The sequence below is a fragment of the Bradyrhizobium sp. USDA 4449 genome (assembly GCF_054056275.1).
Genome location: NZ_JBSRYD010000001.1, coordinates 6,733,548 through 6,759,643, shown reverse-complemented (window position 1 = coordinate 6,759,643; position 26,096 = coordinate 6,733,548). Strand labels below are relative to the sequence as shown.

Sequence of the window (26,096 nt, the reverse complement as noted above, 5' to 3'; positions counted from 1 at the left end):
TATGGCTGTGCCTGCGTTGCAAACGCAATGCCGGGAATGTTGCTGGCAGGCCCGCTGTTGACAAGCTCGCCTGCGTCAGTCACGCGGGAAAGATTGACATCAGGGAGCGGCTCCGCATCAATCTCGCCTGCCAGATCCTGATGAGCGACGAGCAGGCCTCCATCGCCGACATCTGCTTCGAGGTCGGCTTCAATAATCTCTCCGACTTCAACCGCCAGTTTTTGGCGGGGAAGGGTATGCCGCCCTCGCGCTTCAGACGATTGCTGGCCAGTGCGCTGATCGCCGGACTGGATATGCGCTCGGACCTGGAGAGCTTGCTGGCTCTCTATCTCGCCGGCCTGTGCGGCCTCGGTTACGGCGCGCGGCAGATCGTGCGCGCCCAGCAGGACAAAGGCATCGACATCGAGACGATCGTCGTCAGCGGCGGCGCCGCACAGAGCCGTCCCGTGCGGCAGGTGCTCGCCGATGACGATTGTTGAGACAGCTCCACCCCCGCACCAGGCGTCGTTCGACGCCTACCGTGCATGGGGGTGTCTTCGCGTCTTGCTTCAGCCGCGTCCGACGAACGGCATCTTGGTGGCCATGACCGTCATCGTCAGCACATTGGCATCGAGCGGCAGGCCGGCCATGTAGGCGACGGCATCGCCGACCGCCTTCGCGTCCATGCGCGGCTCGTGCTTGGTGGTGCCGTCGGGCTGCAGCACGCCGGGGCCGTTGACCATGCGATCGGTCATCGGCGTCGCGGCATTGCCGATGTCGACCTGGCCGACCGCGATGTCGTACATGCGGCCGTCGAGGTTGGAGGCCTTGGTCAGGCCCGTGATGGCGTGCTTGGTCGAGGTGTAGGCCGCCGAGAACGGCCGGGGCGCGTGCGCCGAGATCGAGCCGTTGTTGATGATGCGTCCGCCGCGCGGGCTCTGGTCCTTCATGATGCGGAAGGCGTGCTGGGTGCACAGGAATGGGCCGGTGAGGTTGGTGTTCACCACCGCCTGCCACTGCTCGAGGCTGAGGTCCTCGAAATTCACGGCCGGCGCGCCCATGCCGGCATTGTTGAACAGCACGTCGAGCCGGCCATAGGTCGCCTTCACCTTGTCGAACAGCGCGGCGATGGATTCGGGCTTGGTCATGTCGGCGGTCACGCACAGGCTCTTGCCTGCGGGGCCGAGCTTCGCTGTCTCCTCGAGCATGTCGAGCCGGCGGCCGACCAGCACCACGGTGAAGCCGATGTTCATCAGCGCCAGCGATGCGGCGCGTCCGACCCCGGTGCCGGCGCCCGTCACCACTGCGATTTTTTTCGCTTCACTCATCGTTTCCTGCCTTTTCTTTGAGTTGTCAGATTTTGGGTTCTTTTTCGTTCTTGTAGGGCGGCCGCGGAATGTTCTGATGCGCCGCGCGCAAGGCGGCCGACCAGCGCGAGCGCAGATCGTGGAAATAGGGCTCGCCAGCCTCGATGCGGTGGTTGAGATCGGCCTCGCAGGCGTCGGCCCGCACCACGAGCACGTCGATCGGGAGGCCGACACCGAGGTTGGAGCGCATCGTCGAGTCCATCGAGATCAGGCCGGTCTTCAGCGCCTCGTAGAGCTCGACGTCGTAATGCATGGCGCGGTCGAGCACCGGCTTGCCGTATTTGTGCTCGCCGATCTGCAGGTAGGGCGTGTCGGTGGTGCACTCGATGAAATTGCCCGCGGTGTAGATCATGAACAGGCGCATGCGGGAGCCCTTGATCTGGCCACCGAACAGGAAGGAGACGTCGAAGGACACGTCCTCGGATCTCAGCGCCGGTCCCTCGGTCGCATGCACCGCCCGGATCGCCCGGCCGATGCGCTGGGCGGCCTGGAACATGGTCGGCGCGTTCATCAGCGTCTCGACCTCGCCCGTGTTGGGGTCTTCGAGGCCTTCGGTCAGCGTCGAGAGCACCGACTGGCTGATGGCGAGGTTGCCGGCGCTGGCGATCGCCATGATGCGGTCGCCGGGCTTGGAGAAGATGTGCAGCTTGCGGAAGGTCGAGACGTTGTCGAGACCGGCATTGGTGCGGGTATCGGCGATCATCACGAGCCCGTCCCGAACCAGGATTCCACAACAATAGGTCATTTCCAGTCCCCGAACGCGTTTGCGCGGAATTACTAGCCAATTTCGGAGGCCGCTCCAACCCCGATTCCCAGGGGTGACGCGGGACGACTAGCTCTGCCGCTGCGACTGCGATTGCGACTGGCCACCGCGGCCGGCCTGCTCGACCTTGACCGCAACCGTCAGCGTCTCCGTGCCGCCGCCATAGCGGGTGCCGCGCACGGGAGCCGCGCCGAGATAATCGAGACCGATCGCGACGCGGACATGGGCGTCGGTGGTGCAGATGCTGTTGGCGGGATCGAAACCGACCCAGCCGAGACCATCGACGTAGGCTTCCGCCCAGGCATGCCCGGCATCCTGATGCACCGTGCCGTCGGAGCGCAGGAAATGACCGGAGACGAAGCGCGCCGGCACGCCGCCGATCCGGGCGCAGGCGATGAAGATATGCGCATAGTCCTGGCAGACGCCCCGCTTGAGCGTGAAGGCTTCGGCGGCCGAGGTGCCGCTGTTGGTCGGGTCTTCGTCGAACGTCATGTGATCGCTGATTTGCGACATCAGCGTGTGCAGGAAGCCGAGCGTGTCGTTCTCGGCCTCGCTGCGCAGCTGGCGCGCAACTGCGGTCATCGCCGGATTGGCGGTCGTGAGGTCGGTTGTGCGCAGGAACATGTCGGCGGGAAACCGCTCGTCCGCGCCGCGCAGCACGCCGCCGGTATCATGGGTCTCGATCAGCCCTTCGGCGGTGATCTTGATGTCGCTCAGGGGCCCGCAGGACAGCACATGGGTGACATTGCCGAACGCGTCTTCGTGCATGTCGAGCTTGGTGTCTGTGGAGACGTCGATCTGCCATTCCGCCACATATTGCCCGTCATGGCTGCACGGCGTCATGCGCAGGATCTGGATCACGCTGGTTGCGGCCGGCTCGTAGCGATAGGTCGTGGTGTGCTGGATTCGCAGGCGCATGGTGGACCGTGCCGTTAATGGTTAAGCCCGACTGGCTGGCGTGAAGAAGGTCGTCATGCCCGGGCTTGTCCCGGGCATCCACGATCTTCGTCACCGCGCTGGAACAAGAACGTGTATGGCCGGGACAAGCCCGGCCATGACGAATGTCCCATATCGCCAGTGGGCGGGCATCAGATCAAATACTGCTTCGTGATGATTTCGCCCAGCCTGGAATTGTCAGCGATGAATTCCTGAATGAATTCATGCACGCCATGCTGGAAAATGTCGTTCATGTTGCTGTGTTCCAGCCGGTTGCGGATGCCGCGGGCGTGGCGCTGGGCCGGACCCTGACGGCCATAGGCGACGCCGATCTGGTCGAGGTTGCGCACGAGATTTTCGTAGCAGCTCGCCAGCGAGCGCGGCAGCGTCCCGTTGAGAATGAGCAGATCCGCAACCAGCCAGGGTTTCAGCGTCTCGCGGTAGACCCAATGATAGGCCGTCAGCGCCGATACCGAGCGCAGGATCGAGCTCCACTGATAGAAGTCCAGCGGACCGCCGACATGCTCCTCTTCGGGCAGCAGCACGTGATACTTCACGTCGAGAATGCGTGCCGTGTTGTCGGCGCGCTCCAGATGCAGGCCGAGCCGGGAGAACCAGTAGGCGTCGTTGCGCAGCATGGTCCGGTAGGCCGAGCCGTCGAATCGCAGCGACGTCTCCTGCACGAAGCGCAGGAATTTGGCGAGGTCCTCGCGGGTGGAGGTGCCCTTGCTCCAGACCGCCTGAAGTTCGATCCAGGCCGAATTGATCGTGTCCCACATCTCGCTCGTCAGCGCCGTGCGGACCGAGCGCGAGTTCAGCCGCGCGGCCTCGATGCAGTTCCTGATCGAGGACGGATTGTCGGCGGAGAACGAGAGGTAGTCGACGACATTGTGCTCGTTGGCTTCCTCATGGGTCTGATAGAAGCTTTCCGCGACGCCGGCGGTGAGCAGCGCCGAGGCCCATTCGTTGGTCTTGCCGATATAGGCGGCGGGAAGCGCGGTGACACGCAAGGTCGCATCGATGGTGCGTGCGAGATATTCGGCCCGTTCGACGTAGCGGGCGAGCCAGTAGAGATTTTCGGCGGTACGCGACAGCATCTGACTACTCGTCCAAAATCCAGGTGTCTTTGGTGCCGCCGCCCTGGCTCGAATTCACCACGAGCGAGCCTTCCTTCAGCGCGACGCGCGTCAGCCCGCCCGGCACGATCGTCGTGCTCTTGCTGCCGGTGAGCACGAAGGGCCGCAGGTCGACATGGCGCGGCGCGAGGCCCGAGGCCGTGCAGGTCGGGCAGGTCGAGAGCGCCAGCGTCGGCTGCGCGATGAAGCCTTCCGGCTCCCGCTTGAGCTTTTCGCGGAACGCCTCGATCGTGGCCTTGGTCGCGGCGGGGCCGATCAGCATGCCGTAACCGCCGGAGCCGTGCACCTCCTTGACCACGAGCTCGCCGATATGATCGAGCACATAGGCGAGATCTTTCGGCTCGCGGCAGCGCCAGGTCTGCACGTTCTTCAGGATAGGCTCCTCGCCGAGATAGAATTTCACGATGTCGGGCATGTAGGAGTAGATCGCCTTGTCGTCGGCGATGCCGGTGCCGACGGCGTTGGCGAGGGTGATGTTGCCGGCGGCATAGGCCGACATCAGCCCGGGCACGCCGAGCGCAGAATCGGGACGGAAGGTCAGGGGATCGAGGAAATCATCGTCGACACGGCGGTAGATCACGTCGACACGCTTCACGCCCTCGGTCGTTCGCATGAAGACTTCGTTGTTCTTGACGATGAGGTCGCGCCCCTCGACCAGTTCGATGCCGAGCTTGTCGGCAAGGAAAGAATGTTCGTAGTAGGCGGAATTGTAGACGCCCGGTGTCAACAGGGCGACCGTCGGCTCGCCCGAGGCGCTCTGCGGCGCGACCGAGCGGAGCGCGGCGAGCAACTCGTCCGGATAGCGCTCGACCGGCGCCACCCGGTGCCGGGCGAACAGATCGGGAAACAACCGCATCATGATCTCGCGGTTTTCCAGCATGTAGGACACGCCGGACGGCGTGCGCGCATTGTCCTCCAGCACGATGAAGTCGTTGGCATCGACCCTGATGATATCGATGCCGGCGATGTGCACGTAGACGTCGTGCGGTACCTGCTGGCCGTTCATCTCGGGACGAAAGACCGGGTTCTGGAAGATCAGATCGTCGGGTACGATCTCGGCGCGGAGGATGTCGCGGCCGTGATAGATGTCGCGCAGGAACATGTTCAGCGCCTTGACGCGCTGCTTCAGTCCCTTTTCCAGCACTGTCCATTCCCTGCCGGACATGATCCGCGGGATCACGTCGAACGGGATCAGGCGCTCGGTGGATTCCGAATCCCCATAGACCGCGAAGGTGATGCCGATGCGGCGGAACAGGAGCTCGGCCTCCTGGCGGCGATACTCGAGCGCCTCGGGAGGCGTCTCCTTGAGCCAGCGTGCCAGCTCCTGATAGGCGGGGCGAAGGTCCCCACCGGGAATATTCATTTCATCAAACGCGACTGCCATAGATGCCGACTGTTCTCCGTGGCCATGCGGCAAGAGTGCATGACTTTCATGTGGTAGCAAGGGGCGGGCCAGCGCGATAAGCATGGACCAGCAGCATTTGTCGGGGACGGCTGGCGGCCTGCCTGAAAAAATGGCTGAGGACTGCTTATTTCGGCAGCAAAACCGCGTGACTTCAACGCGTTACCTCGGCAAAGTCGGGACCACAGGTGAGGGACTTAAGGTATGAGCGAGATCGTCACGGCGGGCATTCTGGTCATCGGGGATGAAATCCTGTCCGGCCGGACCAAGGACAAGAATATCGGCTTCATCGCCGAATATTTGACCAATATCGGCATCGACCTGAAGGAGGTCCGGGTCGTCTCCGACGACGAGTCCGACATCATCGCCGCGTTGGATGCACTGCGGCATCGCTACACCTACGTGTTCACCACTGGCGGCATCGGGCCGACCCATGACGACATCACCGCCGACAGCGTGGCCAAGGCGTTCGGCGTCGGCATCGACCATCATCCCGAAGTGGTCGCCCGTTTCAGGGAGCGCTGGAGCGAGCAGGACCTCAACGAGGCCCGCCTGCGCATGGCCCGCATCCCCGATGGCGCCGAGCTGATCCAGAGCGCGACCATCCTCGCACCCGGCTTCAAGATCGGCAATGTCATCGTCATGGCGGGCGTGCCCTCGATCATGCAGGCGATGATGGACATCGTCTCGCCGAAGCTGAAATCGGGCGTGCGCATGCTCTCGGAATCGGTCCGCGCCAATGCGCGGGAGGGCGACATCGGCAGCCCCTTGCGCGCGATCGCCGCCGCCCATCCCGACACCATCATCGGCAGCTATCCTTTCATGGACGAGGAGCAGAAGCCAAACACCAATCTGGTGGTGCGCTCGCGCGACGCGGACAAGCTCGCAGCAGCGATGGCGGCGGTGAAGGACATGCTGGCGGGATTGAACATCACGCGCTAGCAACTAGCTGCCGACAGGCGAAGCAGGAGACGATAATGGCTGGTGAAACACCGCAATTGAGCGCAGAGGAACGGGCAGGCCGGCCCTTTCCTGTGTCGTGGGATCAGTTCCACCGGGATTGCCGGGCGCTGACCTGGCGGCTCAACGAGGTCGGTCCCTTCCATGCGGTGATCGCGATCACCCGCGGCGGCCTGGTGCCGGCCGCGATCGTGGCGCGCGAGCTCGGCGTGCGCGTGATCGATACCGTCTGCATCGCCAGCTACGACCATGACAAGCAGGGCGAGCTTCAGGTCCTCAAGGGCATTTCAGAACAGGCCATGAAGCTGGGCGGCGGCACCGGCAAGGGACTGTTGATCGTCGACGACCTCGTCGACACCGGCAAGACCGGCAAGCTGGTGCGCGAGATGCTGCCTGATGCGCATTTCGCCACCGTCTACGCCAAGCCGAAGGGGCGCCCGCTGGTCGACACGTTCATCACGGAAGTCTCGCAGGACACCTGGATCTTCTTCCCCTGGGACACCGCGCTGTCCTACCACCCGCCGCTGCGCGACGGCGCGGCGTGATCTTGCTTCACCTCGCCCCGCTCGCGGCGAGAGGCCGGAGTGCATCGAAGATGCAATCCGGGTGAGGGGGAGCCTCCGCGAGTCCTTCTCTCACCATATCTGCGGAGGCAGCCCCTCACCAAAACCCTCTCCCGGTAAGAATGGGGAGAGGGAGCAGAACCGCTCCCATGCCCCTGCAAAACCGCGTCACGCCGACTGGCGAGATCATCGCCACACCCTATCGCGGGATGTTCACCGGCAATCGCGGCATCATCCATGATCCCGCGACCAAGACGCTCCTGAAGAAGCGCTGGTCGTCGCCGGCCTGGCTCACCTGCACCTGCGAATTCCGCGGCCGCCGCCGCGAGGTGATGGCGCAGCGGAGCTGGACCGAACTGTTCTTCCTCGACGAGGCCACTGCGCTCGCTGCCGGCCATCGTCCCTGCTTCTATTGCCGCCGTGACGATGCCAATCGCTTCCGCGCCGCGTGGGAGAAGGGCAACCGCGTGCACGATGTCCGCATGCACGACATCGACGTCGTGCTGCATCACGAGCGGCTCGATCACGGCAAGAAGCGGCTGCACGTGATGCCGGTGCCGCTTGACCAGCTGCCCGATGGTGCGATGATTCAGCAGGGCGAGGACAGCTATCTGGTCACGCAGGGGAGAGCGCTAAAGTGGTCGCCGGCGGGATACGCCGCGGCGGAGGAAGTCCCCGGCGAGGCAACGCTGCTCACGCCGCCATCGACGCTCCGCACGCTGAACGCCGGCTATCGACCGGTGCTGCACCCCTCCGCGCCGCCCTAGCGCCGAATCCCCGCCGCTACCCCAGCTTCTCGCGCGCCAGCGCGGCGCCGGCGCCGAGGGCCATCAGCTTGGCTTCGGCGATCTCTCGCCGCATCGGCGCCATGCCGCAATTGGTGGTGGCGATGATGTTGCTTTTGGGTATGAATTTCGAGACAGTGTCGATCACCTGCACGACGTCCTCTGCCGTCTCGACCGTATCGCTGGCGACATCAATGACGCCGGCCTGCACGATTTTATTCTTGAGCAGCGCGAGCAGATCGAGAGGCACCTTCGAATTGCGGCACTCGATCGCGACCTGCTGGATCGGACTGGCGTCGATCGCCGGGAAGATCTGCTCGTATTGCCGCCATTGGGCGCCGAGCGTTTCCTTCCAGTCGGTGTTGGCCTTGATGCCGTAGCCGTAGCAGATGTGCACGGCGGTGGCGCAAGTGAGCCCCTGCGCGGCGCGCTCCAGCGCCTTGATGCCCCAGTCGTTGACCTCGTCCATGTAGACGTTGAAGGCCGGTTCGTCGAACTGCACGAGATCGACGCCGTCGGCCTGCAGCGCCCTGGCTTCCTCGTTCAACAGCTCGGCGAAGGCAAAGGCCATCTTGACGCGGTCGCCATAATGGCGGTCCGCAATCGTATCGATGATGGTCATCGGGCCGGGCAGGGTGAATTTCAGCTTCTTTTTGGTATGCGTGCGCGCCACTTGCGCCTCAAAGGCATGGACGCGGCCCTTCAGCCGGAGCGGAGCGACCACCTGCGGCACCATCGCCTTGTAGCGGTCCTTGCGGATGCCCATCTCGACCTTGTGCGCGAAGTCGATGCCCTCGATCTTCTCGAGAAAGCCGTGGACGAAATGCTGCCGGGCCTGTTCGCCCTCGGTGACGATGTCGAGGCCGGCGTCTTCCTGGATCTTCAGCCAGATCAGCGTCGCATCGCGCTTGGCACGCAGCAGCTCGTCGCCTTCCGACTTCCAGGGTGCCCAGAGCATGTTGGGCTCGGCAAGCCATTCCGGCTTGGGCAAGGAGCCGGCGATCGTCGTTGGAAACAGCATGGGTCCCTCCCGGCGGGTTGTGATTGCGCCTGTGTCTGCCATGTCTTAACGTCGAGGTACAGAACAACAAAAGTCGCCTTGAAACCGGCCATGCCGGAGCGGAAACGCCATGATCGAATTTTTCTTCGACTGCTCCAGTCCCTGGACCTATCTCGCCTTCCACAACATCCAGCCGCTGGCCAGGGAGCTCGGCTCCGAGATCGTCTGGAGGCCGATCCTCGTCGGCGGCATCTTCAACACGGTCAACCCCAGCGTCTACGCGCAGCGCGAGACGCCGGTGCCGCTGAAGGCGCGCTACATGAAGAAGGACCTCGCCGATTGGGCGCGCTCCGCCGGACTCGCCATCAAGATGCCGCCGACGGTGTTTCCGGTGAACAGCGTCAAGGCGATGCGCGGCTGCATCTGGCTCGGCAAGGACATGGTGCCGTTCGCGACATCAGTGTTCGAGGCCTATTGGGGCGGCGACGAGGACATCTCGCAGGATGCGGTGCTCGCGGCGATCTGCAGGAAGGCCGGTATCGACGAGCAGAAATTCTTTGCCGGAATCTCGCAGCAGGCCATCAAGGATCAGCTCAAGGCCAACACGGAGGAGGTTGTCGCGCGCGGCGGGTTCGGCTCACCGACGATTTTCGTCAACAAGACCGACATGTATTTTGGCAATGACCGTCTGCCGCTGATCCGCGAGGCGCTGCTGCGCAGCAAGGCGAGCGCGGCCTGATGGCTCGTGCTGTCGTCTGCCGCGCGCTCGGCGTACCCGAAACGTTGCGGCTGGAAGAGTTGCCGTCGCGTGCCCTGAATCCGGGCGAAGTTCGTGTCGCAATTCGTGCCGCCGGCCTTAATTTTCCTGACGTGCTGATGGCCGCAGGCGAATATCAGCTCAAGCCGGAGTTGCCGTTCACGCCCGGCATGGAAGCTGCCGGTGACGTGACCGAGGTCGGTGCGGAGGCGAGGGGCGTTTCCGTCGGCGACAAGGTCATCGTCAAGATGCGCCACGGCGCCTTCACGGACGAGGCGGTCGTCACGCCGGCGCAGCTGACGCCGTTGCCATCGAACTTCGATTACGCCGAGGGGGCGACCTATCTCGCCGGCCACGGCACCGCCTATCATGCGCTGATCGATCGCGGTCGGGTCGAGCCGGGCGAGGTGCTGCTGGTGCATGGCGCCGGCGGTGGGGTTGGCCTTGCTGCGGTGGAGATCGGCAAGATGCTCGGTGCGAACGTGATCGCGACCGCGTCCAGTGACGAGAAGCTGGCGGTCGCGAAATCACGCGGCGCCGATCATCTCGTGCGTTACGACCGCGAGCCGTTTCGCGATGCCGTCAAGCGCATCACCGACGGCCGCGGCGCCGACGTGGTGTTCGATCCCGTCGGCGGCGAGGTGTTCGAGAACTCGATGCGCTGCATCGCCTGGGGCGCAAGGCTGCTGGTGATCGGCTTCACCGGCGGCATCGGCTCGGCCAAGACCAATCTCTTGCTGATCAAGGGCGCCAGCGTGCTCGGCGTCCGCGCCGGCGAGGCCGTGCGCAAGAATCCCGCGCTCGGCGAGATCAGGCTGAAGGCGCTGCTCACATGGGCGGAAGAGGGCAGGCTGCGGCCGAACATCTCGCACCGGCTGCCGCTGGAAGATTGCGCCAAGGCGATGCGGCTGTTGCTCGACCGCAAGGCGATCGGCCGCGTGGCGTTGGTGATGGAGTGACCTCCATCACGCATCGCCTCACTCGTACTCCCGCTCCGTCCACCACGGAAAATAGTCCGGCATGTCGCTCGACACCTTGTTCTTGAACTGCGCCGGGCGCTTCTCCAGGAACGACACCACGCCTTCCTTCACGTCGTCCGAACGGCCGCGGGCGTAGATGCCGCGGCTGTCGACCTTGTGGGCTTCCATGGGGTCGTCGGCGCCCATCATGCGCCACATCATCTGGCGGATCAGCGCCACCGACACCGGCGCGGTCTTGGTCGCAAACTCCTTGGCGAGGGCGCGCGCGGTCGGCAAGAGATCATCGGGCGCGACGACCCTGCTGACGAGACGGCCGGCGAGCGCCTCCTGCGCCGGAAAGACGCGGCCCGAATAGCACCATTCCAGTGCCTGCGAGATGCCGACGATGCGCGGCAGGAACCAGCTCGAGGCGGCCTCCGGCACGATGCCGCGCTGGGAGAACACGAAGCCGAAGCGCGCGGCATCCGACGCGATGCGGATGTCCATCGCAAGCTGCATGGTGACGCCGATGCCGACGGCGGGGCCGTTCACCGCGGCGATGACGGGCTTGAGGCATTTGAAGATCCGCAAGGTGACCTGGCCGCCGCCGTCGCGCACCTGCGGATCGCTGTAATCGACCTTACCGTCCGCGAAACGCTTGACGGGCCCGCGCCGCGCGTCGCGATCGAAGGTGTTCGCGCCCGACGACAGATCGGCACCTGCGCAAAACCCGCGCCCTGCACCTGTGACGATGACGGCGCGGACATTGTCGTCCTTGTCGGCGGCGTCGAACGCGTCGATCAATTCGGCCTGCATCTGCGCATTGAAGGCGTTGAGCTTGTCGGGCCGGTTCAGCGTGATGGTGAGGATCTGCTCGGCGACCTCGTATTTGATCGTCTCATACGCCATGGGTGGTTTCCTTCCCTGTCATTCTTGAATCAATTCTGTCATTGCCGGGCTTGACCCGGCAATCCATCTTTTTCTGAAGACGAGGGATGCGCGGGTCGAGCCCGCGCATGACGAATTGTGCTGAGGCGCTAGATGCTCGCCTGATGCGCCGGCGGCTTCGGCCAAGGCCGCTGCGCGCCGCGCAGGCCTTCAAACGCCTTGGCGAGGCCGAGCACGCCGATATCATCGAAGCGGCGGCCGACGATCTGCACGCCGATCGGAAAACCTGTGGCATCGAAGCCGCCATTGAGGGAGATGGCGGGGTTCTCCGACATATTCCACGGGACGGTATAGCAGATGTGCTCGAACGGCCTCATCGGATCGTTGGTGGGCGACGCCCATTCCGCCGCAAAATTCACATTCGGGGCGGTCGGCGAGATCACGTAATCGAGCTCGCAGAACAGTTTTGACGCAGCCGCGCGGATCGCCATGGTCTGGTTGAAGCCGCGGATCACGTCGACCCCCGACAGCTTCGCGCCCGATACGCCCCACCTATGAATATAAGGCAGCACCTTGCCCTGTTCGGCCGCCGTCAGCTTCGTCAGATCGTCCCACATCCGCGCGCGCCAGAAATTGTCGAGGCCGTCGAGCATCTCGCGCGTGAGGATGCCGTCGACTTCGGTGACGACGCTGCCTGCGGATTCGAACGCCTTCGCGGCTTTCACCGCGACCTCGCGGACCGGCCTTTCCGCCGGCAGGCCGACGCCGGCATCGAGCATCAGGCCGATCCGCAATTTTCGTGGAGATTTCTCCAACCCCTTCCAATTGAGCGGTTCGGCGGGAAGGCTCATGCCATCGCGCCGGTCAGGCTTCGCGATCACGCTCATCATCAGCGCGCAATCATCGACCGTACGGGTCATGGGGCCGGCGACGCGGCCGACATAGGTGGGGTCGATCGGCACGCGGCCGAAGCTCGGCTTCAGGCCGACGAGGCCGCACCAAGCGGCGGGCAGGCGCACCGAGCCGCCAATGTCCGTGCCGAGATGTAAGGGACCATAGCCGGCCGCCGCAGCAGCGCCAGCACCGGCGCTGGAGCCGCCGGGATTCTTGGAGAGATCCCACGGATTGCGCGCGAGCGCATGGAACGAGGAGAGGCCCGAGGACAGCATGCCGTAATCGGGCATGGTGGTCTTGGCGAAGATGATCGCCCCTGCCTCACGCAGCCGGGCCGCGGGCGGTGCGTCCTTCTCGGCGGGCACGAGCCTGACGCTCGCGGCGCCAAGCGGCACCGGCACGCCCTTGGTCGCGATATTGTCCTTTATCGTGACGGGCACGCCGTCGAGCGGGCCGCAAGGCTCGCCGCCGGACCAGCGCGCGGTCGAGGCCTTGGCGACCTCGCGCGCGCTGTCAGGATCGAAGGCGTAGAGCGCCTTGAGATGCGGCTCCCACGCAGCGACATGCGTGAGCAAATCCTCCAGCACCTCGCTCGGCGAGAACTGTTTTGCCCGATAGCCCGCGATGAGATCGACCGCGGAGAGATCGTGCAGCGAGGTGACTGCATCTTCGACGCTCTGTTTCTGCATTGCTAACCCACCGGCATGCGCGTTTCGATGATCCGGGCGAACATGCTGGCGCCGATCGGCAGGATCTTGTCGTCGAGCACGAAGCCGGGATTGTGCACGGGCACCGAGCCGTCATGACCGACCCAGAAATAGGCGCCGGGAATGGTCTCCAGCATGTCGGCGAAATCCTCGCTGCCCATCTTCGGCTGGGTGCGGGTAATCACCTTGGCGGGATCGACGACGGTGCGCGCGACCTCCTCCACCACCCTGGACTGCTCGACCTGATTGACCAGCACGTTGAACGTGTCGCGGATGTCGACGTCGATCACGCATTGATAGGCGCTGGCGATGCCGGCGCAGATGGTGCGGATGCGCTCGCTGACCAGGGTGCGGACTTCCTTCGAGAAGGTGCGGATGGTGCCGCAAAGATGCGCGTCGCCGGGAATGACGTTGTAGGCGGAGCCCGCATGGATCTGGGTGATCGACACCACGGCTGCCTGCAGCGGCTCGACGTTGCGGCTGACGATGGTCTGGATCGCCTGCGCCAGCGTGGTTGCGATGATCACGGCGTCCTTGGAACGCTCGGGCATCGCGCCATGCGCGCCATAACCGGTGATGCGGAGGTCGAAGAAGTCGGCGCTGGCCATGGCCGGGCCCGGCAGGATGGCGATCTCGCCGTGATTCAAGTCAGGCGCGTTATGCAGGCCGTAAAGCTCGTCGCACGGAAACTTCTCGAACAGGCCGTCCTTGATCATGGCGCGAGCGCCGCCGAGGCCTTCCTCGGCCGGCTGGAAGATCAGGTGCACGGTACCGTCGAAGTTCCGGGTCTCGGCGAGGTAACGTGCAGTGCCGAGCAGCATGGTGGTGTGGCCGTCATGGCCGCAGCCGTGGAAGCGGCCGGGGATCTTCGAACTCCATTTCAGATTGGTGTTCTCCTCCATCGGCAGCGCGTCCATGTCGGCGCGCAGACCGATGCGCTTGCTGCCGGAACCCTTTCCCTTGATGACGCCGATCACGCCGGTGCCGCCGAGACCGCGATGCACCTCGATGCCCCAGCTCGTCAGCTTGTCGGCGACGATGCCTGACGTGCGAACCTCCTCGAAGCCGATCTCGGGATGGGCGTGCAGGTCGCGCCTGATGGCGGTGAGTTCGTCGGCGTAACCGTCGATGCGGTCGATGGTGGGCATGTGTCCTGTCCTGTTAGCGTGAAGGGGGCGTGAAAACGGGGCCGTTCGGCTTGATGCGGATGCCGGGACGCAGGCGCGTCCAGGGCAGGGACGCGGTATCGGCCGGCATCGCGCCCGGCGCGGCGCAGATCATCAGCTTCTCCGCGATCGGCTCGAAATCGGCGCGGAAGTGCACCGAGCTCTTGTTGACCAGAATTTTTTCTTTCGTCGGCTCGATCCCGACATAGCGATACATCGCCTGGTCGGCGAGCTGGGCCTTGTGCGAACTCACGACCACGCGGACGTCGCCGATGCGCAGGCACGCCGAGGGCCCCATCTCCATCTCGCGTCCGCCAAAATAGGGGCCGGGCGCGATGAACCGGCCGTCGGAGAGTTGTTCGACGACGAAGCTCTCGGTGTAGGGCTCGTCACCGGGAATGCCTGACTTGCCGCCGAGTGAGAGCGTGATCGTCGCGCCGACACCCGCCGCATGCGCGGCCTTGGCCGAGACGGGATCGTAGATCGCGCCGGTCGCCGCGCTCGCCCTGTTGCGCACCAGCGCGCGCAGCATGCCCGTGGTGTCGGAATCGCCGCCTGCACCGGGATTGTCCTGCGTGTCGGCGATGATGATCGGCTTGCTCGCGCTCTTCGCAAGGTCCATGGCGTGGCGCACGCCGTCGTCGGGAGTCCAGATCTTGCCGTCGAAATCGTCCTCGTGGCTTTCGATCAGCTTGACGAGCGCATCAGCGGCGCGGTCGGCGTCGTCCTGCGTCTTGCCATAGGCGAACACGCTCGGTCCGCAGTCGCGGAAATCGGCGGCGGGGAAGCCGGGCGCGAAGGACAACGTCGGAACCGTTTCACTCTCCAGCGCTGCCAATTTTTCGTAGATGCCCTTGGCAGGGAAGTCATTGGTGCATTGCCAGCTGATCGCGATCAGGAATGGCAACTGGCGGAACGATTTTGCGAAGCGTTCCGTCGTCTTCAGGAGCAGCGCGAGGTGCCTTGCCGAGGCGCGGCCGGTCTCGGCCATGTCGACATGCGGATAGGTGCGGTAGGCGATCAAGGCGTCCGCATGGTCCATCATCGCCGGCGTGACGTTGGCGTGCAGGTCGAGGCTCGCGACCAGCGGAATATTCTTGCCGATGATGCGGCGTACCCGCGCCAAAATCTCGCCTTCGCCGTCGTCGAGATGCTCGGTCACCATGGCACCGTGCAGATCGAGATAAACAGCGTCGATCGGGCCGGCGGCTTCGATGCCGTCCACCATCACCTTCACGATGCGCTCGAAGGCGTCCTTGGTGACATGCGCGGACGGGCTCGCGCCGCAGGCGATGGTCGGGACGAGTTCCCAGCCATTGGCTTCGGCGCTGTCGACGAACCCGGCGAGCCCGACATTGATGCGCCGCATCACCTTCAGCACGTCGGGTCCCACGGTCATCGCCGGCCAGCCGCCGCCATGCTGGAAGTCGGCATACGTCGCCTTCGTCGGAGCGAAGGTGTTGGTCTCGTGCAGGAAGCCGCCGACGGCGATACGTGTCATCAATGCTGGTCCCATGAGCTGGCGAGCGCGACGTTACCCGCCTTTGCGGCAAGAGCAAGCAAGGCAGACAATCGCGCCGCGCATGGCCTCAAGCCATTTTGGGAATGCTGCGGATAAGTGTTGTCTAGGAAGGCGCTTCAACATTCTCGGCGTCGTCCCGGCGAAGGCCGGGACCCATGACCCCGGGGAGGAGTTTTGCGAAGATCGGTCGTTCGGGACTCCCACTCGCAATCGAGAGATTCCGTGGTATGGGTCCCGGCGTTCGCCGGGACGACAGCGGAGGATGTCGCTACACCGCGGCCCCCACGCCCTCCGCCACCGGCCGGAAATTCGCAAAGTCCCAGTTGCGCCCCGGTGCCGCATCCAGCAGCGCTTTGGTGTAGGCCTGCTGCGGATGCGTCAGCACTTCGGCGGCCGGTCCCTGTTCGACAACGCGGCCGTGCTGCATCACCACCACCTCGTCGCAGATTTGTGCGGCGACGCGCAGATCGTGGGTGATGAACAGGATGGCGATGCCGAGCCGCTTCTGGATCTCATCGAGCAGTTTCAGCACCTGCGCTTGCACGGAGACATCGAGCGCGGAGACCGCTTCGTCCGCGACCAGCACGTCCGGGTCGAGTGCGAGCGCGCGCGCAATGGCGATGCGCTGGCGCTGGCCGCCGGAGAACTGGTGCGGATAGCGCGACACGGCGTCGGCCGGCAGGCCGACGAGCTCGAGCAGCTCGCGCGCCCGCTTCATCGCAGCAGCGTGCGAGGTGCCGTAGTTGATCGGGCCTTCCGCAATGCTCTCGCCGACGCTGATGCGCGGGTTGAGCGAACGGTAGGGATCCTGGAACACGATCTGGATCTTCTGCCGGTGCGGCTGCAGCAGACGACGCGAGATGTCGGCGATCTCGCGGCCGGCGAGGCGGACACCGCCGGAGGTCGGATCGATCAGACGGACAATGCAGCGCGCGACGGTGGACTTGCCCGAGCCGCTCTCGCCGACGATGCCGAGCGTGCGGCCCTTGCGCAGCGTCAGCGTCACCCTGTCGGCGGCAATGACCTCGCGTCCCTGGCCGAAGAACGTGCGCTCCTTGTAGATCTTGCTGAGGTCGTTGGCCTCGAGCACGACAGGTTCCTTGCTCGCCTGGCGCGGTGGCCGCGGCACCAGGCTCGGCACCGAGGCGAGCAGGTTGCGGGTGTATTCCATCGTGGGATTGCGCAACACGGTCTCGAGCGGACCGGTTTCGACCAGCCGGCCCTGTCGCATCACCGCGACGCGGTCGGCGATTTCCGCGACCACGCCCATGTCGTGGGTGATGAACAGCACGGCCGTGCCATGGTCGCGCTGGAGCTCGCGGATCAGCGACAGGATCTGCTTCTGCGTGGTGACGTCGAGCGCGGTGGTTGGCTCATCCGCGATCAAGAGCTTCGGCTCCAGCACCAGGGCCATCGCGATCATGATGCGCTGGCGCTGGCCGCCGGAGAGGCGGTGCGGGTAGGAGGCGAAGATGCGCTCGACCTGGGGCAGATGCACCTGCTCCATCATGTCGAGGATGCGCTTCCTCCGTGCCTTGCCGTCGAGCTTGGTGTGGGCGCGCAGGACCTCGTCGATCTGGCGGCCGACCGGCACCACCGGATTGAGCGCAGTCATCGGCTCCTGGAAGATCATCGCCATCCTGGTTGCGCGCAGCTGGCGTAGGCGGCGGTCGGTCGCGGTGAGGATCTCCTCGCCGACGAGCTTGACGCTGCCGCCTGATGGGACCAGCGTGCCCTTCGGCAAGAGACCCATGGTGGTCAGCGAGGTCACCGATTTGCCCGAGCCGCTTTCGCCGACGAGGCACAGTGTCTCGCCTTCGTGCGCCTGGATCGCGATGCCGTCGATGATCTTTGGCGCGCCCGGCTTGTTGCCGACGGAGACGACGAGGTTGTGGATGTCGAGAACGACGTCCTTGGTCATCACTTGATCGCTCATCACTTGCCCTCCCGCTGCTTCATGCGGGGATCGAGGGCATCGCGAGCGGCGTCGCCGATCAGGTTGATGCTGAGGATGGCGATCGAGAGCAGAAGGCCCGGCCAGAAGATCAGCGTCGGCTTGAGCTGAAAATACTGGCGGCCCTCGGCCATGATGTTGCCCCAGGTCGGCGTCTCCGGCGAGATGCCGGCGCCGAGGAAGGACAGGATCGCCTCGGTGAGGATCGCCGACGCGCAGACATAGGTGCCCTGGACGATCATCGGCGCGATCGTGTTTGGCATCAGGTGCCGCCACATGATTTTTGGCAGGCTGGAGCCGACGGAGATTGCGGCTTCGACGTAAGGCTCCTCGCGCGCGGACAGCACCACCGAGCGCACCAGGCGCGCCACGCGCGGGATTTCAGGAATGGTGATCGCGATCAGCACGGTCCAGATGCTGGCGCCCGACAGCGACACCACGGCGATCGCGAGCAAAATGCTCGGCATGGCCATCAGGCCGTCCATGACGCGCATCAGCACGGAATCGATCAGCTTGAAGAAGCCGGAGACGAGGCCGATCGCGAGGCCAATGACGACCGACAGAACCGCCGAGCCGATGCCGATCAGCAGGGAGATGCGGCCGCCATAGATGACGCGCGACAGCAGGTCACGGCCATAGGCGTCGGTGCCGAGCAGGAACTGCGCCGAGGCTGGCCTCAGCCGTTGCGACGGCGCAAGCTGGATCGGATCATGCGGCGCGATCAGCGGCGCCAGGATCGAGGTCAGCACGATCAGCGCGAGCAGGATCGTGGCCGCCGCGATGATCGGCGTCGAGGTGAGAAAGCCGAATCTGGGCCGCAGCGGCGACGTGATCGGAATGGAGGATTGGGGGAGGCTGTCGACGGTCATTTTGTTGTTGTCCCTAGCCTCAGTACCTGATCCGGGGATCGAGCAGCGTGTAGGCGACGTCGATCAGCAGATTGACGACGACGTAAATCAGCGAGGTCAAGAGGATCATCGCCTGGATCACCGGATAGTCGCGCGCCAGCACCGCGTCCACGGTGAGACGGCCGATGCCGGGGATGTTGAACACGCTTTCGGTGACGACGACGCCGGAAATCAGCAGCGCAAAGCCGGTGCCGATGACGGTGATCACGGGCACTGCGGCATTGCGCAACGCGTGCCGCATCATCACCGCGACCTCGTTGATGCCCTTGGCGCGCGCCGTCCGGACGTAGTCTTCGCCGAGCACGTCGAGCATCGCCGCGCGGGTCATGCGCGCGATCAGCGCGATGTAGATGAAGGAGAGCGCACAGGTCGGCAGGATGATGCGCTCGAGGAAGGGGCCGAAGCCGGCCGAGATGCTCTTGAAGCCCTGCACCGGCACCCAGCGCAGGTCGATCGCAAAGACTTCGATCAGGACATAACCGACCACGAACACCGGCACCGAGAAGCCGAGCACGGAAAGCCCCATGACGAAGCGGTCGATCCAGGTGCCGTGCTTCCAGGCCGCGACGACGCCCAGGGGCACGGCCACGATGACCGCGAGGATGATGGTCGAGAGCGCGATCGAGATCGACGGCTCGACGCGCTGGCCAATCATCTTCATGACCGGCAGGTTGGAGATCAGCGATGTTCCGAGATCGCCATGCAGCAGCTTGTTCACCCAGGTGATGAACTGCACGATCAGGGGCTCGTTGAGGCCGAGCGAGGTGCGGATGCGCTCGAGCCGTTCCGGCGTCGCGTTGTCGCCGGCGAGGATCGCGGCCGGATCGCCCGGCGTCAGCCGCAGCAGCAGGAACACAAACAGCGCGACGACGCCCATCACGGGCACCGCGGCGAAGATTCGGCGAATGAGATATCCGAGCAAGCGGGATCCGTTCAGATGAGAGTCAAATCGTCGACAGCGGTCGTTGTCCGTTCTGCCACCAACCTAACATTTCAGCAATTCCCGTGCCATCCAGCCGGAACTTCGTATGCCCGTCATGCCCGGGCTTGACCCGGGGCATGACGGCGGTGATCGCAGTAGCGTCACTCCAGCGTCGCGAGCAGCCCCGCCATCAGCCGGCCACGCTCAACGAGACTCTCGACCTCGATATACTCTTCCAGCGTGTGAGCATTGGCTCCACGCACGCCCAGGCCGTCGAGCGTCGGAATGCCCATCGCGCCGGTGAAATTGCCGTCTGAGCCGCCTCCGGAGCTCGCATGCGGTAATTCCGCGCCGAGAGATTTGGCGACGCCGCGCGCCTTTTCATACAGCGCCATCGTGCCGGCATCCGGTTCCCACACCGGCCGCGTCACCCCGCGCGTCACCCTGAACGTGATGTCATTGGCAGTGCCCGATAGTGCCAGCATGCGCTCCACGCCTCGGTCGAGATCGGCCTGGCGCTTCGCCATCGAAAGCGCTTCGCCGGTGGCAGTCGTGGCAACGCAGTTGACCCATTGGCCGCCATGCACGATTCCGACGGAGAAGGTGCAGTCCTCCGTCGTCATCGCGTCGATCGCGAGGATTTGCCGCGCCATTTCGCGGATCGCCGAGCGTCCTGCCGACAGCGTTGCGCCCGCGTGACTCGGCCGTCCCGTCGCTTCCAAATTGAATCGCGCGATGGCGTAACGTCCGGTCGTGACGCCGTTGTCCGCGCGGCCAGGCTCCGGCACCAGCACATATTTGTTGCGCGCCGCTTCCGCCTCGATGATGTCGCGTGTCGAGGGCGTGCCGACCTCCTCGTCCGGCGTGAACAGGATGGTGATCGGCAGGGGCGTGGTGAACGACGCCCGCGCAAGTTGCCGGATCGCTTCGAGCGCGAGATAGTTGCCGCCTTTCATATCGAAGATGCCGGGGCCGTAGCATCTGTTGCCCTCGCGCCGCCATTTCAGCTTCTCGATCGTGCCGACCGGGTGCACGGTATCCATGTGGCCGGCGATCAGGACGCCCGGCTCGCCTTGCCTGGGATGCGGGAAACGCGCGCGGATGACGCCGCCAAAGCCCTGACGGCCGGCGATGCGCTCGATGCTCGCACCCATGATCGCCATATCCCGCGCTGCGATATCGAGCATGCGGTTGACGGCACCGGCGTCCCATGTCGGGCTCTCGCATTCCACCCACTTGCGCAGGCCTTCGAGCATGGCCTCGGAATCGAAGGGAAGATTGGCTGGATTCATCTGAATGTCTCTCAAGCTTGAAGATGGAATGCGCATTGCATGAGCGTCGGCAGGACAAGCGGGAGAAGTTGTAGAGCCAAACCGATCCTTGTGGAGCCCGTGCGTGCGATGCCGGGGCCTGCATTGAAACCGGATTGACGCGCTCAAGACTGTCTGCAAGTCTCGGAAAGACAAAGGCATTGCGTGAGGTTGGTTCGCCCAAAGAACGAACCTCATGCTCAACGAATAACCTGCCTTTGAACAGTTTCACGTCAGGAGAAACTTTCTATGTTGAGCTTGATGCGCCGGGGGCGTCGCGCGTTCGCCTCCACCCTTGCACTGTCGGTGGTCGCGCTCGCAACGGCGATGGCATCGCCGGTGTTCGCAGCGGGCAAAACCGTCACCGCGGTGATGCATTCGGATTTGCGCATCATCGATCCGATCTTCACCACCGCCTACATCACGCGTGATCATGGCTACATGGTGTATGACACGCTGATCGCGACGGATTCGAACTTCAAGATCCAGCCGCAGATGGCCGACTGGAAGATCTCCGACGACAAGCTCACCTATACGTTCACGCTGCGCGACGGCCTGAAGTGGCATGATGGCACGCCCGTGACGGCTGAGGATTGCGTCGCCTCGCTGAAGCGCTGGGCCGCGGTCGACGGCATGGGCCAGCAGATGATGCAGTTCACTGCGAGCATCGAGGCGACCGACGCCAAGACCATCACGCTGAAGCTGAAGGAGCCCTACGGCCTCGTGCTGGACTCCATCGGAAAACCCTCTTCGCGCGTGGCTTTCATGATGCCGAAGCGCCTCGCCGAGACGCCGCCGGACAAGCAGATCCCCGAACAGATCGGCTCGGGCCCGTTCAAGTTCGTGCAGGGCGAATTCCAGCCCGGCGTGAAGGCGGTCTATGAAAAGAACACCGACTACGTGCCGCGCAAGGAGCCGGCGAGCTGGACTGCCGGCGGCAAGGTCGTGAAGGTAGACCGGGTCGAGTGGATCACCATGCCGGACTCGCAGACTGCGGTGAACGCGCTGCAATCCGGCGACATCGACTTCATGGAAGTGCCGCCGTGGGATCTCTTGCCGGTGCTCGAGGGCAATCCCGACCTCAAGGTCGAGACGCTGAACAAGTTCGGTTACCAGACGCTCGGCCGCATGAACTTCCTGTATCCGCCCTTCGATAACCAGAAGATCCGCCGCGCCGCCCTTCTGGCCATGAACCAGAAGGACGTGCTCGATGCGCTCGTCGGCAATCCCAAGTACTACAAGATCTGCGGCGCCTTCTTCATCTGCGACACGCCGTTCGCGACCGACGTCGGCTCCGAATCGCTGGTCAAGGGCAACGGCATGGCGGAAGCCAAGAAGCTGCTCGCCGAGTCCGGCTATGACGGCACGCCCGTTGTCGTCATGGTGCCCGGCGACGTCGTGACGCTGAAGGCGCAGCCGACGGTCGCGGTGCAGCTGCTCCGCGAAGCCGGCTTCAAGGTCGACGCGCAAGCGACCGACTGGCAGACGGTGGTGAGCCGCAGAGCCAGCCAGAAGCCGCCGAAGGAGGGCGGCTGGAACATGTTCTTCACCAACTGGGTCAGCGCCGACGTGTCCAACCCGATCGCCAATCTCTCGATCGGCGGCCAGGGCAAGAAGGGCGGCTGGTTCGGCTGGGCGGAAGACGCCAAGATCGAGAAGCTCAAGGACGACTTCGTGCGCGCGGCCTCGCTCGACGATCAGAAGAAGATCGCGACCGAGATCCAGAAGGAAGCCTATGACCAGGTGATCTACATCCCGCTCGGGCAGTACCTGGCACCGAGCGCGTGGCGGAAGTCGCTCACCGGCGTGCTCGACGGCCCGGCGACCCCGATCTTCTGGAACATCGACAAATCGGAGTAAGGCAAATCGGAGTAAGGAAAGTCGGTCGACGGAACGGTGCGTCTGCACCTTTCGTCTCTGACATCCGCGGCGCCGCTGTCATCAGCGGCGCCGTTTCTCTTGCCGCTGTCTCGTCGGCGGGCAGCCAGGGTTCCAGTTTCCAATCATTGCCATTTGTTTCTGATCTGAAATAGATGGTATGTCCCCGGACATCACTTTCCTCCCGTCGATTTGAAGAAGTTGCCACTCGATTTTGCATTCCAGGCGATGGCCGAACGGTCGGATCGCACGCCGGCGCGCTGGCGCCGTCCGCTGTTGCGCTGGCTCGATGGCGTGGAGGCGGGCTGGGCCGTGCCGCTTCTCATCGCGAGCTTCGTCGCGGTGTGGACTCTGTATCTCGCCGTGGCCTATGCCGGTGGCGGCCTGCACCCTGATACGCTCGAGGCCTGGACGCTGGGACGCAATTTCGCCTTCGGCTATCACAAGCACCCGCCGTTGATGGGCTGGGCCGCAGCAAGCTGGACCTTCCTGTTCCCGCTCAGCGATTTCTCGCTGCAACTCATGGCGATGGTGAATGCGGGGCTCGCGCTGTTCTTCGTCGATTGCGTGGCGCGGCAATTCGTCACCGGTCACAAGCGCGTCCTGGTGCTGCTGCTTCTGATGCTGACGCCGGTCTATCAGTTCCACGCCCAGCGATTTAATGCCAACACCGTGCTGCTCGCGGTCTGGCCGCTTGCCACGTGGTGCTTCCTGCGCGCCTTCGAGACTCGCCATGCGGGATGGGCGATTGCGGCCGGATGCACCGCGGCGCTCGCGATGGTCGGAAAATACTACTCGGTCTTCCTGGTCGCGAGCTTTGGATTTGCCGCGCTCGTGCATCCGGCGCGTCGCGCCTATTTCACCTCGGCCTCACCCTGGATTTCGGCCGTCACCGGGCTTGCGGTGCTGTCGCCGCACATCTATTGGCTCGCGACCACGGGCGCGTCGACCTTCAGTTACGCGCTGGCCCATGCCAACAGCGATACCGTGAGCTCGCTCGGCGACGCGAAGAATTTTCTGCTGGGCCTCATTGCGGCGATCAGCGTCGCCGCCGTCATCTGGGTGTTCATCGCGGGCACGCGGCTCAGACAGTTTCCGGCCGACTTCGCGGCTATGAGCCCGGGCCTCTGGCTTCTGTTCTATGTCGCCGTCGGCACCATCGTCCTGCCGATCCTGACATCGCTTGCGATGGGCACGGATCTGCCTTCGCTGTGGGCCTTGCAGGGATTGTTCCTGTTCGTCGTGCTGATCGTTTGCGGCGCGCGCTTTCCGGTGGAGCGCTTCTACACGGTCAACGTCACGGTCATTGCGGCAGGCGTTGCGCTCGTCGCCGTCCTGGTCGCAGCACCCATCCACGCCGTCTATCGCAATGTCCACGGTTACGAGGAGGGGCGGAATTTTTACGCGCAAGCCGCAAGCGAACTCACCCGGCAATGGCACGAACTGACCGGCGAGGCGCTCAGTGCGGTCAGCGGCGACGATTCACTTGCTTTCGCCACGGCCTTCTACAGTCCGGATCATCCGCCTTATGCACGGCCGTTCGCGCATCAACATAATTGGGGACTGCAGCGCAAGGCCACGGCCGGTCGCGGTTGGGCCGCACTCTGTTTCGAGGGCCAGCACGACTGCAGCCGCTGGATGGAATCCGTGTCCTCACGCGCCGGCAATTGTGTCAGGCGCGAATTTACCGTACAGGCCTCGCTGTGGGGGCGGTCCGGGGTGAGGCGTCATGTAATTGCGCTGATGGTGCCGCCCGACGCATCACCCGAGAGTGCCGCGCAGGACCTCAGTGCCAGCAAGCGCAGCCTGGATTAGAGCCGGTGTCTCAGCAATGGCTGTCGCGGACCTGCTCGAGCCCTTCGCTCGCAAAGGGCGGCTTGACCGCGGCTTGTTCGTCGCGCCTCGCCACACGTTCCGTGCGCTGCGGGTTTGACTCGTAACGTTCGTCGCGCTGTTCCAATTCCATTTGAATCCGCCTCTCGAATTTGCTGCAGGACAACATCGATGGGCGCACGAGGTTCCTCACACGATGGGGCGGTGCCGAGGCTTGAACAGCCGCCCCTTCTCGACCACCAGCACGATCGCGAGCGCGGCAAGCGTCGACAGGAAGAAGCCGACCGAGAACGGCAGCAGCGTGCCGTCGAAGCTCTGGCCGATCGCTGTTCCGACCACGATGCCGATCAGCGTGGTGATCGAACCGTAGAGCGAGGAGGCGGTGCCGGCGATGTGACCCTGCGGCTCCATCGCGAGCGCGGTGAAATTGGCGACCATCATGCCGAACGAGAACATCATCAGGGCCGACAGCACCATGAACAGGGACAACGGCAAGATGCCGAGGATTTCGCTCAGCAGCATTGCGGCCGCGACCAGAGTGTAGAGCGTCAGCGCGCCATGCGAGATCACGCGCATTCCGAGCCGCCCGACCAGCTTTGCATTGATGAAGCCGGCAAGCGCGGTGCCAGCCGCGATCGCGGCAAAGGCGAGCGGGAAATAGTGGCCGAGATGATAGATGCCGGTGAACACCTGCTGCGCCGAGAAGACGAAGGCGAACAGCGCGCCGATGACGCAACCGGCGGCCGTTGCATAGCCGATGGTCTGGCGGTGGGTGACGGTCTGCCGGAAGGCCGAGAACACGTCGGCGGGCGCGAGCGACCGGCGTTCCTGTTCGGGAAGGGTTTCAGGCAGCCGCAGCACGCTCCATGCCAGTGCGAGCAAGCCGTACAGCATCAGCACGACGAAGATGCCGCGCCATTGCGTGACCAGCAGCACCGCCTGTCCGAACGACGGCGCGATCACAGGCACGGCGATGAACACCATCATCGCAAGCGACATCACGCTTGCCATGCGACGTCCGGCATAGCAGTCGCGCACGATCGAGGTCGCGATCACGCGCGTTGCCGAGGTGCCGAGGCCCTGAAGCGCACGGGCGAGCAGCAGGGTTTCGAACGAGGGCGCCGCGACCGCCAGCACGCTTGCGACCACGTAGACTGCCATGCCGCCGAGCAGCACCGGCCGTCGTCCGAACCGGTCCGACAGCGGGCCCATGACGAACTGCCCCGCGCCGAAGCCGATCAGGAAGGTCGACAGCACGAGCTGGAGATGGTTGGCATTGGGAATGTCGAAGGCCGCGCCGATGTTGGGCAGCGCCGGCAGCATCATGTCCATCGCAAGCGGATTCAGCGCCATGATGGACGCGATCACGATGACGAATTCGGGAAACCCCATGGGGCGGTGTCCGGCGGACACCCAATCGTCGGCATTGACGTCGGACAAGCAGCTCACCTCTGATTTCAGAGGGTATATCTAAAGCCCGTGCTGCATCGCACAACCCATGTTTCGG

Annotated in this window: 23 protein-coding genes and 2 pseudogenes; 9 read left to right on the top strand and 16 right to left on the bottom strand. The window is 64.3% G+C overall.

Annotation, left to right across the window (positions count from 1 at the left end; all coding sequences use genetic code 11):
• Positions 1-5: 5 nt before the first annotated feature.
• Both ACVIIW_RS31890 and ACVIIW_RS31885 read left to right on the top strand, forming a co-directional pair.
• A pseudogene (locus ACVIIW_RS31890) lies at positions 6-248 on the top strand (helix-turn-helix domain-containing protein); the annotation flags it as partial.
• An 18-nt stretch (positions 249-266) separates the two neighbouring features.
• Positions 267-467, top strand: a pseudogene (locus ACVIIW_RS31885) (FGGY-family carbohydrate kinase); the annotation flags it as partial.
• An 81-nt stretch (positions 468-548) separates the two neighbouring features.
• Here the strand turns inward: ACVIIW_RS31885 and ACVIIW_RS31880 are convergent.
• The 5 genes from ACVIIW_RS31880 to ACVIIW_RS31860 all read right to left on the bottom strand — a co-directional run bounded on the left by ACVIIW_RS31880 (position 549) and on the right by ACVIIW_RS31860 (position 5,565).
• Positions 549-1,307 (bottom strand): SDR family oxidoreductase, encoded by a 759-nt coding sequence (locus ACVIIW_RS31880; RefSeq protein ID WP_456704327.1) that lies wholly within the window; start codon positions 1,305-1,307, stop codon positions 549-551.
• Positions 1,308-1,332: 25 nt separating this feature from the next.
• A complete protein-coding gene (locus ACVIIW_RS31875) occupies positions 1,333-2,091 on the bottom strand; it encodes a peptidase (protein WP_456704326.1) in 759 nt (252 codons plus the stop codon).
• Between the two features lie 87 nt (positions 2,092-2,178).
• Positions 2,179-3,027, bottom strand: coding sequence for a transglutaminase family protein (locus ACVIIW_RS31870; RefSeq protein WP_456704325.1), 849 nt, complete (start codon positions 3,025-3,027; stop codon positions 2,179-2,181).
• Positions 3,028-3,197: 170 nt separating this feature from the next.
• Positions 3,198-4,142 (bottom strand): alpha-E domain-containing protein, encoded by a 945-nt coding sequence (locus ACVIIW_RS31865; protein WP_456704324.1) that lies wholly within the window; start codon positions 4,140-4,142, stop codon positions 3,198-3,200.
• 4 nt (positions 4,143-4,146) lie between these two features.
• Positions 4,147-5,565: a circularly permuted type 2 ATP-grasp protein gene (locus ACVIIW_RS31860; protein ID WP_456704323.1), complete on the bottom strand. Its 1,419-nt coding sequence runs from the start codon at positions 5,563-5,565 to the stop codon at positions 4,147-4,149.
• A 222-nt stretch (positions 5,566-5,787) separates the two neighbouring features.
• Here ACVIIW_RS31860 and ACVIIW_RS31855 point away from each other — a divergent pair, with 222 nt between their 5' ends.
• From ACVIIW_RS31855 to ACVIIW_RS31845, 3 genes are all read left to right on the top strand, one after another.
• Positions 5,788-6,525, top strand: a complete 738-nt coding sequence (locus tag ACVIIW_RS31855; RefSeq protein ID WP_456704322.1) for a competence/damage-inducible protein A — start codon at positions 5,788-5,790, stop codon at positions 6,523-6,525.
• Positions 6,526-6,560: 35 nt separating this feature from the next.
• Positions 6,561-7,088, top strand: coding sequence for a xanthine phosphoribosyltransferase (gpt, locus tag ACVIIW_RS31850; protein ID WP_456704321.1), 528 nt, complete (start codon positions 6,561-6,563; stop codon positions 7,086-7,088).
• A gap of 167 nt (positions 7,089-7,255) precedes the next feature.
• Positions 7,256-7,873: a hypothetical protein gene (locus tag ACVIIW_RS31845; protein ID WP_456704320.1), complete on the top strand. Its 618-nt coding sequence runs from the start codon at positions 7,256-7,258 to the stop codon at positions 7,871-7,873.
• Positions 7,874-7,889: 16 nt separating this feature from the next.
• On the opposite strand, the gene ACVIIW_RS31840 is transcribed toward ACVIIW_RS31845, so the two are convergent.
• A complete protein-coding gene (locus ACVIIW_RS31840) occupies positions 7,890-8,912 on the bottom strand; it encodes a methionine synthase (protein ID WP_456704319.1) in 1,023 nt (340 codons plus the stop codon).
• A gap of 109 nt (positions 8,913-9,021) precedes the next feature.
• On the opposite strand from ACVIIW_RS31840, the gene ACVIIW_RS31835 reads away from it, so the two are divergent.
• Both ACVIIW_RS31835 and ACVIIW_RS31830 read left to right on the top strand, forming a co-directional pair.
• Positions 9,022-9,630 carry a DsbA family protein gene (locus tag ACVIIW_RS31835; protein WP_456704318.1) on the top strand — a complete coding sequence of 203 codons (609 nt, stop codon included), beginning with the start codon at positions 9,022-9,024 and terminating at the stop codon, positions 9,628-9,630.
• Entirely contained in the window at positions 9,630-10,607 is a 978-nt protein-coding gene (locus ACVIIW_RS31830; RefSeq protein ID WP_456704317.1) for an NADPH:quinone oxidoreductase family protein, read from the top strand. The genes ACVIIW_RS31835 and ACVIIW_RS31830 overlap by 1 nt, the downstream gene beginning before the upstream one ends.
• An 18-nt stretch (positions 10,608-10,625) precedes the next feature.
• Here ACVIIW_RS31830 and ACVIIW_RS31825 read toward each other — a convergent pair whose 3' ends face one another.
• The 8 genes from ACVIIW_RS31825 to ACVIIW_RS31790 form a co-directional block, all read right to left on the bottom strand.
• The gene (locus tag ACVIIW_RS31825; protein WP_456704316.1) at positions 10,626-11,516 is read right to left on the bottom strand and encodes a crotonase/enoyl-CoA hydratase family protein; all 891 of its coding nucleotides are present in this window, start codon (positions 11,514-11,516) and stop codon (positions 10,626-10,628) included.
• A 128-nt stretch (positions 11,517-11,644) separates the two neighbouring features.
• The gene (locus ACVIIW_RS31820) at positions 11,645-13,078 is read right to left on the bottom strand and encodes an amidase (RefSeq protein ID WP_456704315.1); all 1,434 of its coding nucleotides are present in this window, start codon (positions 13,076-13,078) and stop codon (positions 11,645-11,647) included.
• 2 nt (positions 13,079-13,080) lie between these two features.
• Positions 13,081-14,244 (bottom strand): M20 aminoacylase family protein, encoded by a 1,164-nt coding sequence (locus ACVIIW_RS31815; RefSeq protein WP_456704314.1) that lies wholly within the window; start codon positions 14,242-14,244, stop codon positions 13,081-13,083.
• A 13-nt stretch (positions 14,245-14,257) separates the two neighbouring features.
• Positions 14,258-15,763 (bottom strand): M81 family metallopeptidase, encoded by a 1,506-nt coding sequence (locus ACVIIW_RS31810; protein WP_456704313.1) that lies wholly within the window; start codon positions 15,761-15,763, stop codon positions 14,258-14,260.
• Between the two features lie 289 nt (positions 15,764-16,052).
• Positions 16,053-17,720, bottom strand: coding sequence for an ABC transporter ATP-binding protein (locus ACVIIW_RS31805; protein ID WP_456704312.1), 1,668 nt, complete (start codon positions 17,718-17,720; stop codon positions 16,053-16,055).
• The gene (locus ACVIIW_RS31800) at positions 17,720-18,607 is read right to left on the bottom strand and encodes an ABC transporter permease (protein ID WP_456704311.1); all 888 of its coding nucleotides are present in this window, start codon (positions 18,605-18,607) and stop codon (positions 17,720-17,722) included. Before ACVIIW_RS31800 ends, ACVIIW_RS31805 begins: the two co-directional genes overlap by 1 nt.
• A gap of 19 nt (positions 18,608-18,626) precedes the next feature.
• Positions 18,627-19,568 carry an ABC transporter permease gene (locus ACVIIW_RS31795; protein WP_456704310.1) on the bottom strand — a complete coding sequence of 314 codons (942 nt, stop codon included), beginning with the start codon at positions 19,566-19,568 and terminating at the stop codon, positions 18,627-18,629.
• A gap of 161 nt (positions 19,569-19,729) precedes the next feature.
• Entirely contained in the window at positions 19,730-20,860 is a 1,131-nt protein-coding gene (locus ACVIIW_RS31790) for a M20/M25/M40 family metallo-hydrolase (RefSeq protein ID WP_456704309.1), read from the bottom strand.
• A gap of 267 nt (positions 20,861-21,127) precedes the next feature.
• Between ACVIIW_RS31790 and ACVIIW_RS31785 the strand changes: the two genes are divergently transcribed.
• Together ACVIIW_RS31785 and ACVIIW_RS31780 are read left to right on the top strand one after the other, a co-directional pair.
• On the top strand, positions 21,128-22,738 hold the full coding sequence (locus ACVIIW_RS31785; RefSeq protein ID WP_456704308.1) for an ABC transporter substrate-binding protein: 1,611 nt from the start codon (positions 21,128-21,130) through the stop codon (positions 22,736-22,738).
• 246 nt (positions 22,739-22,984) lie between these two features.
• The gene (locus tag ACVIIW_RS31780) at positions 22,985-24,571 is read left to right on the top strand and encodes a glycosyltransferase family 39 protein (protein WP_456705322.1); all 1,587 of its coding nucleotides are present in this window, start codon (positions 22,985-22,987) and stop codon (positions 24,569-24,571) included.
• A gap of 10 nt (positions 24,572-24,581) precedes the next feature.
• Here the strand turns inward: ACVIIW_RS31780 and ACVIIW_RS31775 are convergent, their stop codons facing one another.
• Both ACVIIW_RS31775 and ACVIIW_RS31770 read right to left on the bottom strand, forming a co-directional pair.
• Positions 24,582-24,722 carry a hypothetical protein gene (locus ACVIIW_RS31775; protein ID WP_456704307.1) on the bottom strand — a complete coding sequence of 47 codons (141 nt, stop codon included), beginning with the start codon at positions 24,720-24,722 and terminating at the stop codon, positions 24,582-24,584.
• Between the two features lie 56 nt (positions 24,723-24,778).
• The gene (locus ACVIIW_RS31770) at positions 24,779-26,029 is read right to left on the bottom strand and encodes a multidrug effflux MFS transporter (protein ID WP_456704306.1); all 1,251 of its coding nucleotides are present in this window, start codon (positions 26,027-26,029) and stop codon (positions 24,779-24,781) included.
• Between the last annotated feature and the right edge of the window lie 67 nt (positions 26,030-26,096).

Coding starts and splice junctions, on each gene's coding strand:
- ACVIIW_RS31775 (WP_456704307.1), bottom strand. CDS start 24,722: ATGGAATTGGAACAGCGCGACGAACGTTACGAGTCAAACCCGCAGCGC.
- ACVIIW_RS31870 (WP_456704325.1), bottom strand. CDS start 3,027: ATGCGCCTGCGAATCCAGCACACCACGACCTATCGCTACGAGCCGGCC.
- ACVIIW_RS31845 (WP_456704320.1), top strand. CDS start 7,256: ATGCCCCTGCAAAACCGCGTCACGCCGACTGGCGAGATCATCGCCACA.
- ACVIIW_RS31835 (WP_456704318.1), top strand. CDS start 9,022: ATGATCGAATTTTTCTTCGACTGCTCCAGTCCCTGGACCTATCTCGCC.
- ACVIIW_RS31800 (WP_456704311.1), bottom strand. CDS start 18,607: ATGACCGTCGACAGCCTCCCCCAATCCTCCATTCCGATCACGTCGCCG.
- ACVIIW_RS31780 (WP_456705322.1), top strand. CDS start 22,985: ATGGCCGAACGGTCGGATCGCACGCCGGCGCGCTGGCGCCGTCCGCTG.
- ACVIIW_RS31825 (WP_456704316.1), bottom strand. CDS start 11,516: ATGGCGTATGAGACGATCAAATACGAGGTCGCCGAGCAGATCCTCACC.
- ACVIIW_RS31880 (WP_456704327.1), bottom strand. CDS start 1,307: ATGAGTGAAGCGAAAAAAATCGCAGTGGTGACGGGCGCCGGCACCGGG.
- ACVIIW_RS31815 (WP_456704314.1), bottom strand. CDS start 14,244: ATGCCCACCATCGACCGCATCGACGGTTACGCCGACGAACTCACCGCC.
- ACVIIW_RS31790 (WP_456704309.1), bottom strand. CDS start 20,860: ATGAATCCAGCCAATCTTCCCTTCGATTCCGAGGCCATGCTCGAAGGC.
- ACVIIW_RS31820 (WP_456704315.1), bottom strand. CDS start 13,078: ATGCAGAAACAGAGCGTCGAAGATGCAGTCACCTCGCTGCACGATCTC.
- ACVIIW_RS31875 (WP_456704326.1), bottom strand. CDS start 2,091: ATGACCTATTGTTGTGGAATCCTGGTTCGGGACGGGCTCGTGATGATC.
- ACVIIW_RS31810 (WP_456704313.1), bottom strand. CDS start 15,763: ATGACACGTATCGCCGTCGGCGGCTTCCTGCACGAGACCAACACCTTC.
- ACVIIW_RS31860 (WP_456704323.1), bottom strand. CDS start 5,565: ATGGCAGTCGCGTTTGATGAAATGAATATTCCCGGTGGGGACCTTCGC.
- ACVIIW_RS31785 (WP_456704308.1), top strand. CDS start 21,128: ATGTTGAGCTTGATGCGCCGGGGGCGTCGCGCGTTCGCCTCCACCCTT.
- ACVIIW_RS31805 (WP_456704312.1), bottom strand. CDS start 17,720: ATGAGCGATCAAGTGATGACCAAGGACGTCGTTCTCGACATCCACAAC.
- ACVIIW_RS31865 (WP_456704324.1), bottom strand. CDS start 4,142: ATGCTGTCGCGTACCGCCGAAAATCTCTACTGGCTCGCCCGCTACGTC.
- ACVIIW_RS31830 (WP_456704317.1), top strand. CDS start 9,630: ATGGCTCGTGCTGTCGTCTGCCGCGCGCTCGGCGTACCCGAAACGTTG.
- gpt (WP_456704321.1), top strand. CDS start 6,561: ATGGCTGGTGAAACACCGCAATTGAGCGCAGAGGAACGGGCAGGCCGG.
- ACVIIW_RS31840 (WP_456704319.1), bottom strand. CDS start 8,912: ATGCTGTTTCCAACGACGATCGCCGGCTCCTTGCCCAAGCCGGAATGG.
- ACVIIW_RS31855 (WP_456704322.1), top strand. CDS start 5,788: ATGAGCGAGATCGTCACGGCGGGCATTCTGGTCATCGGGGATGAAATC.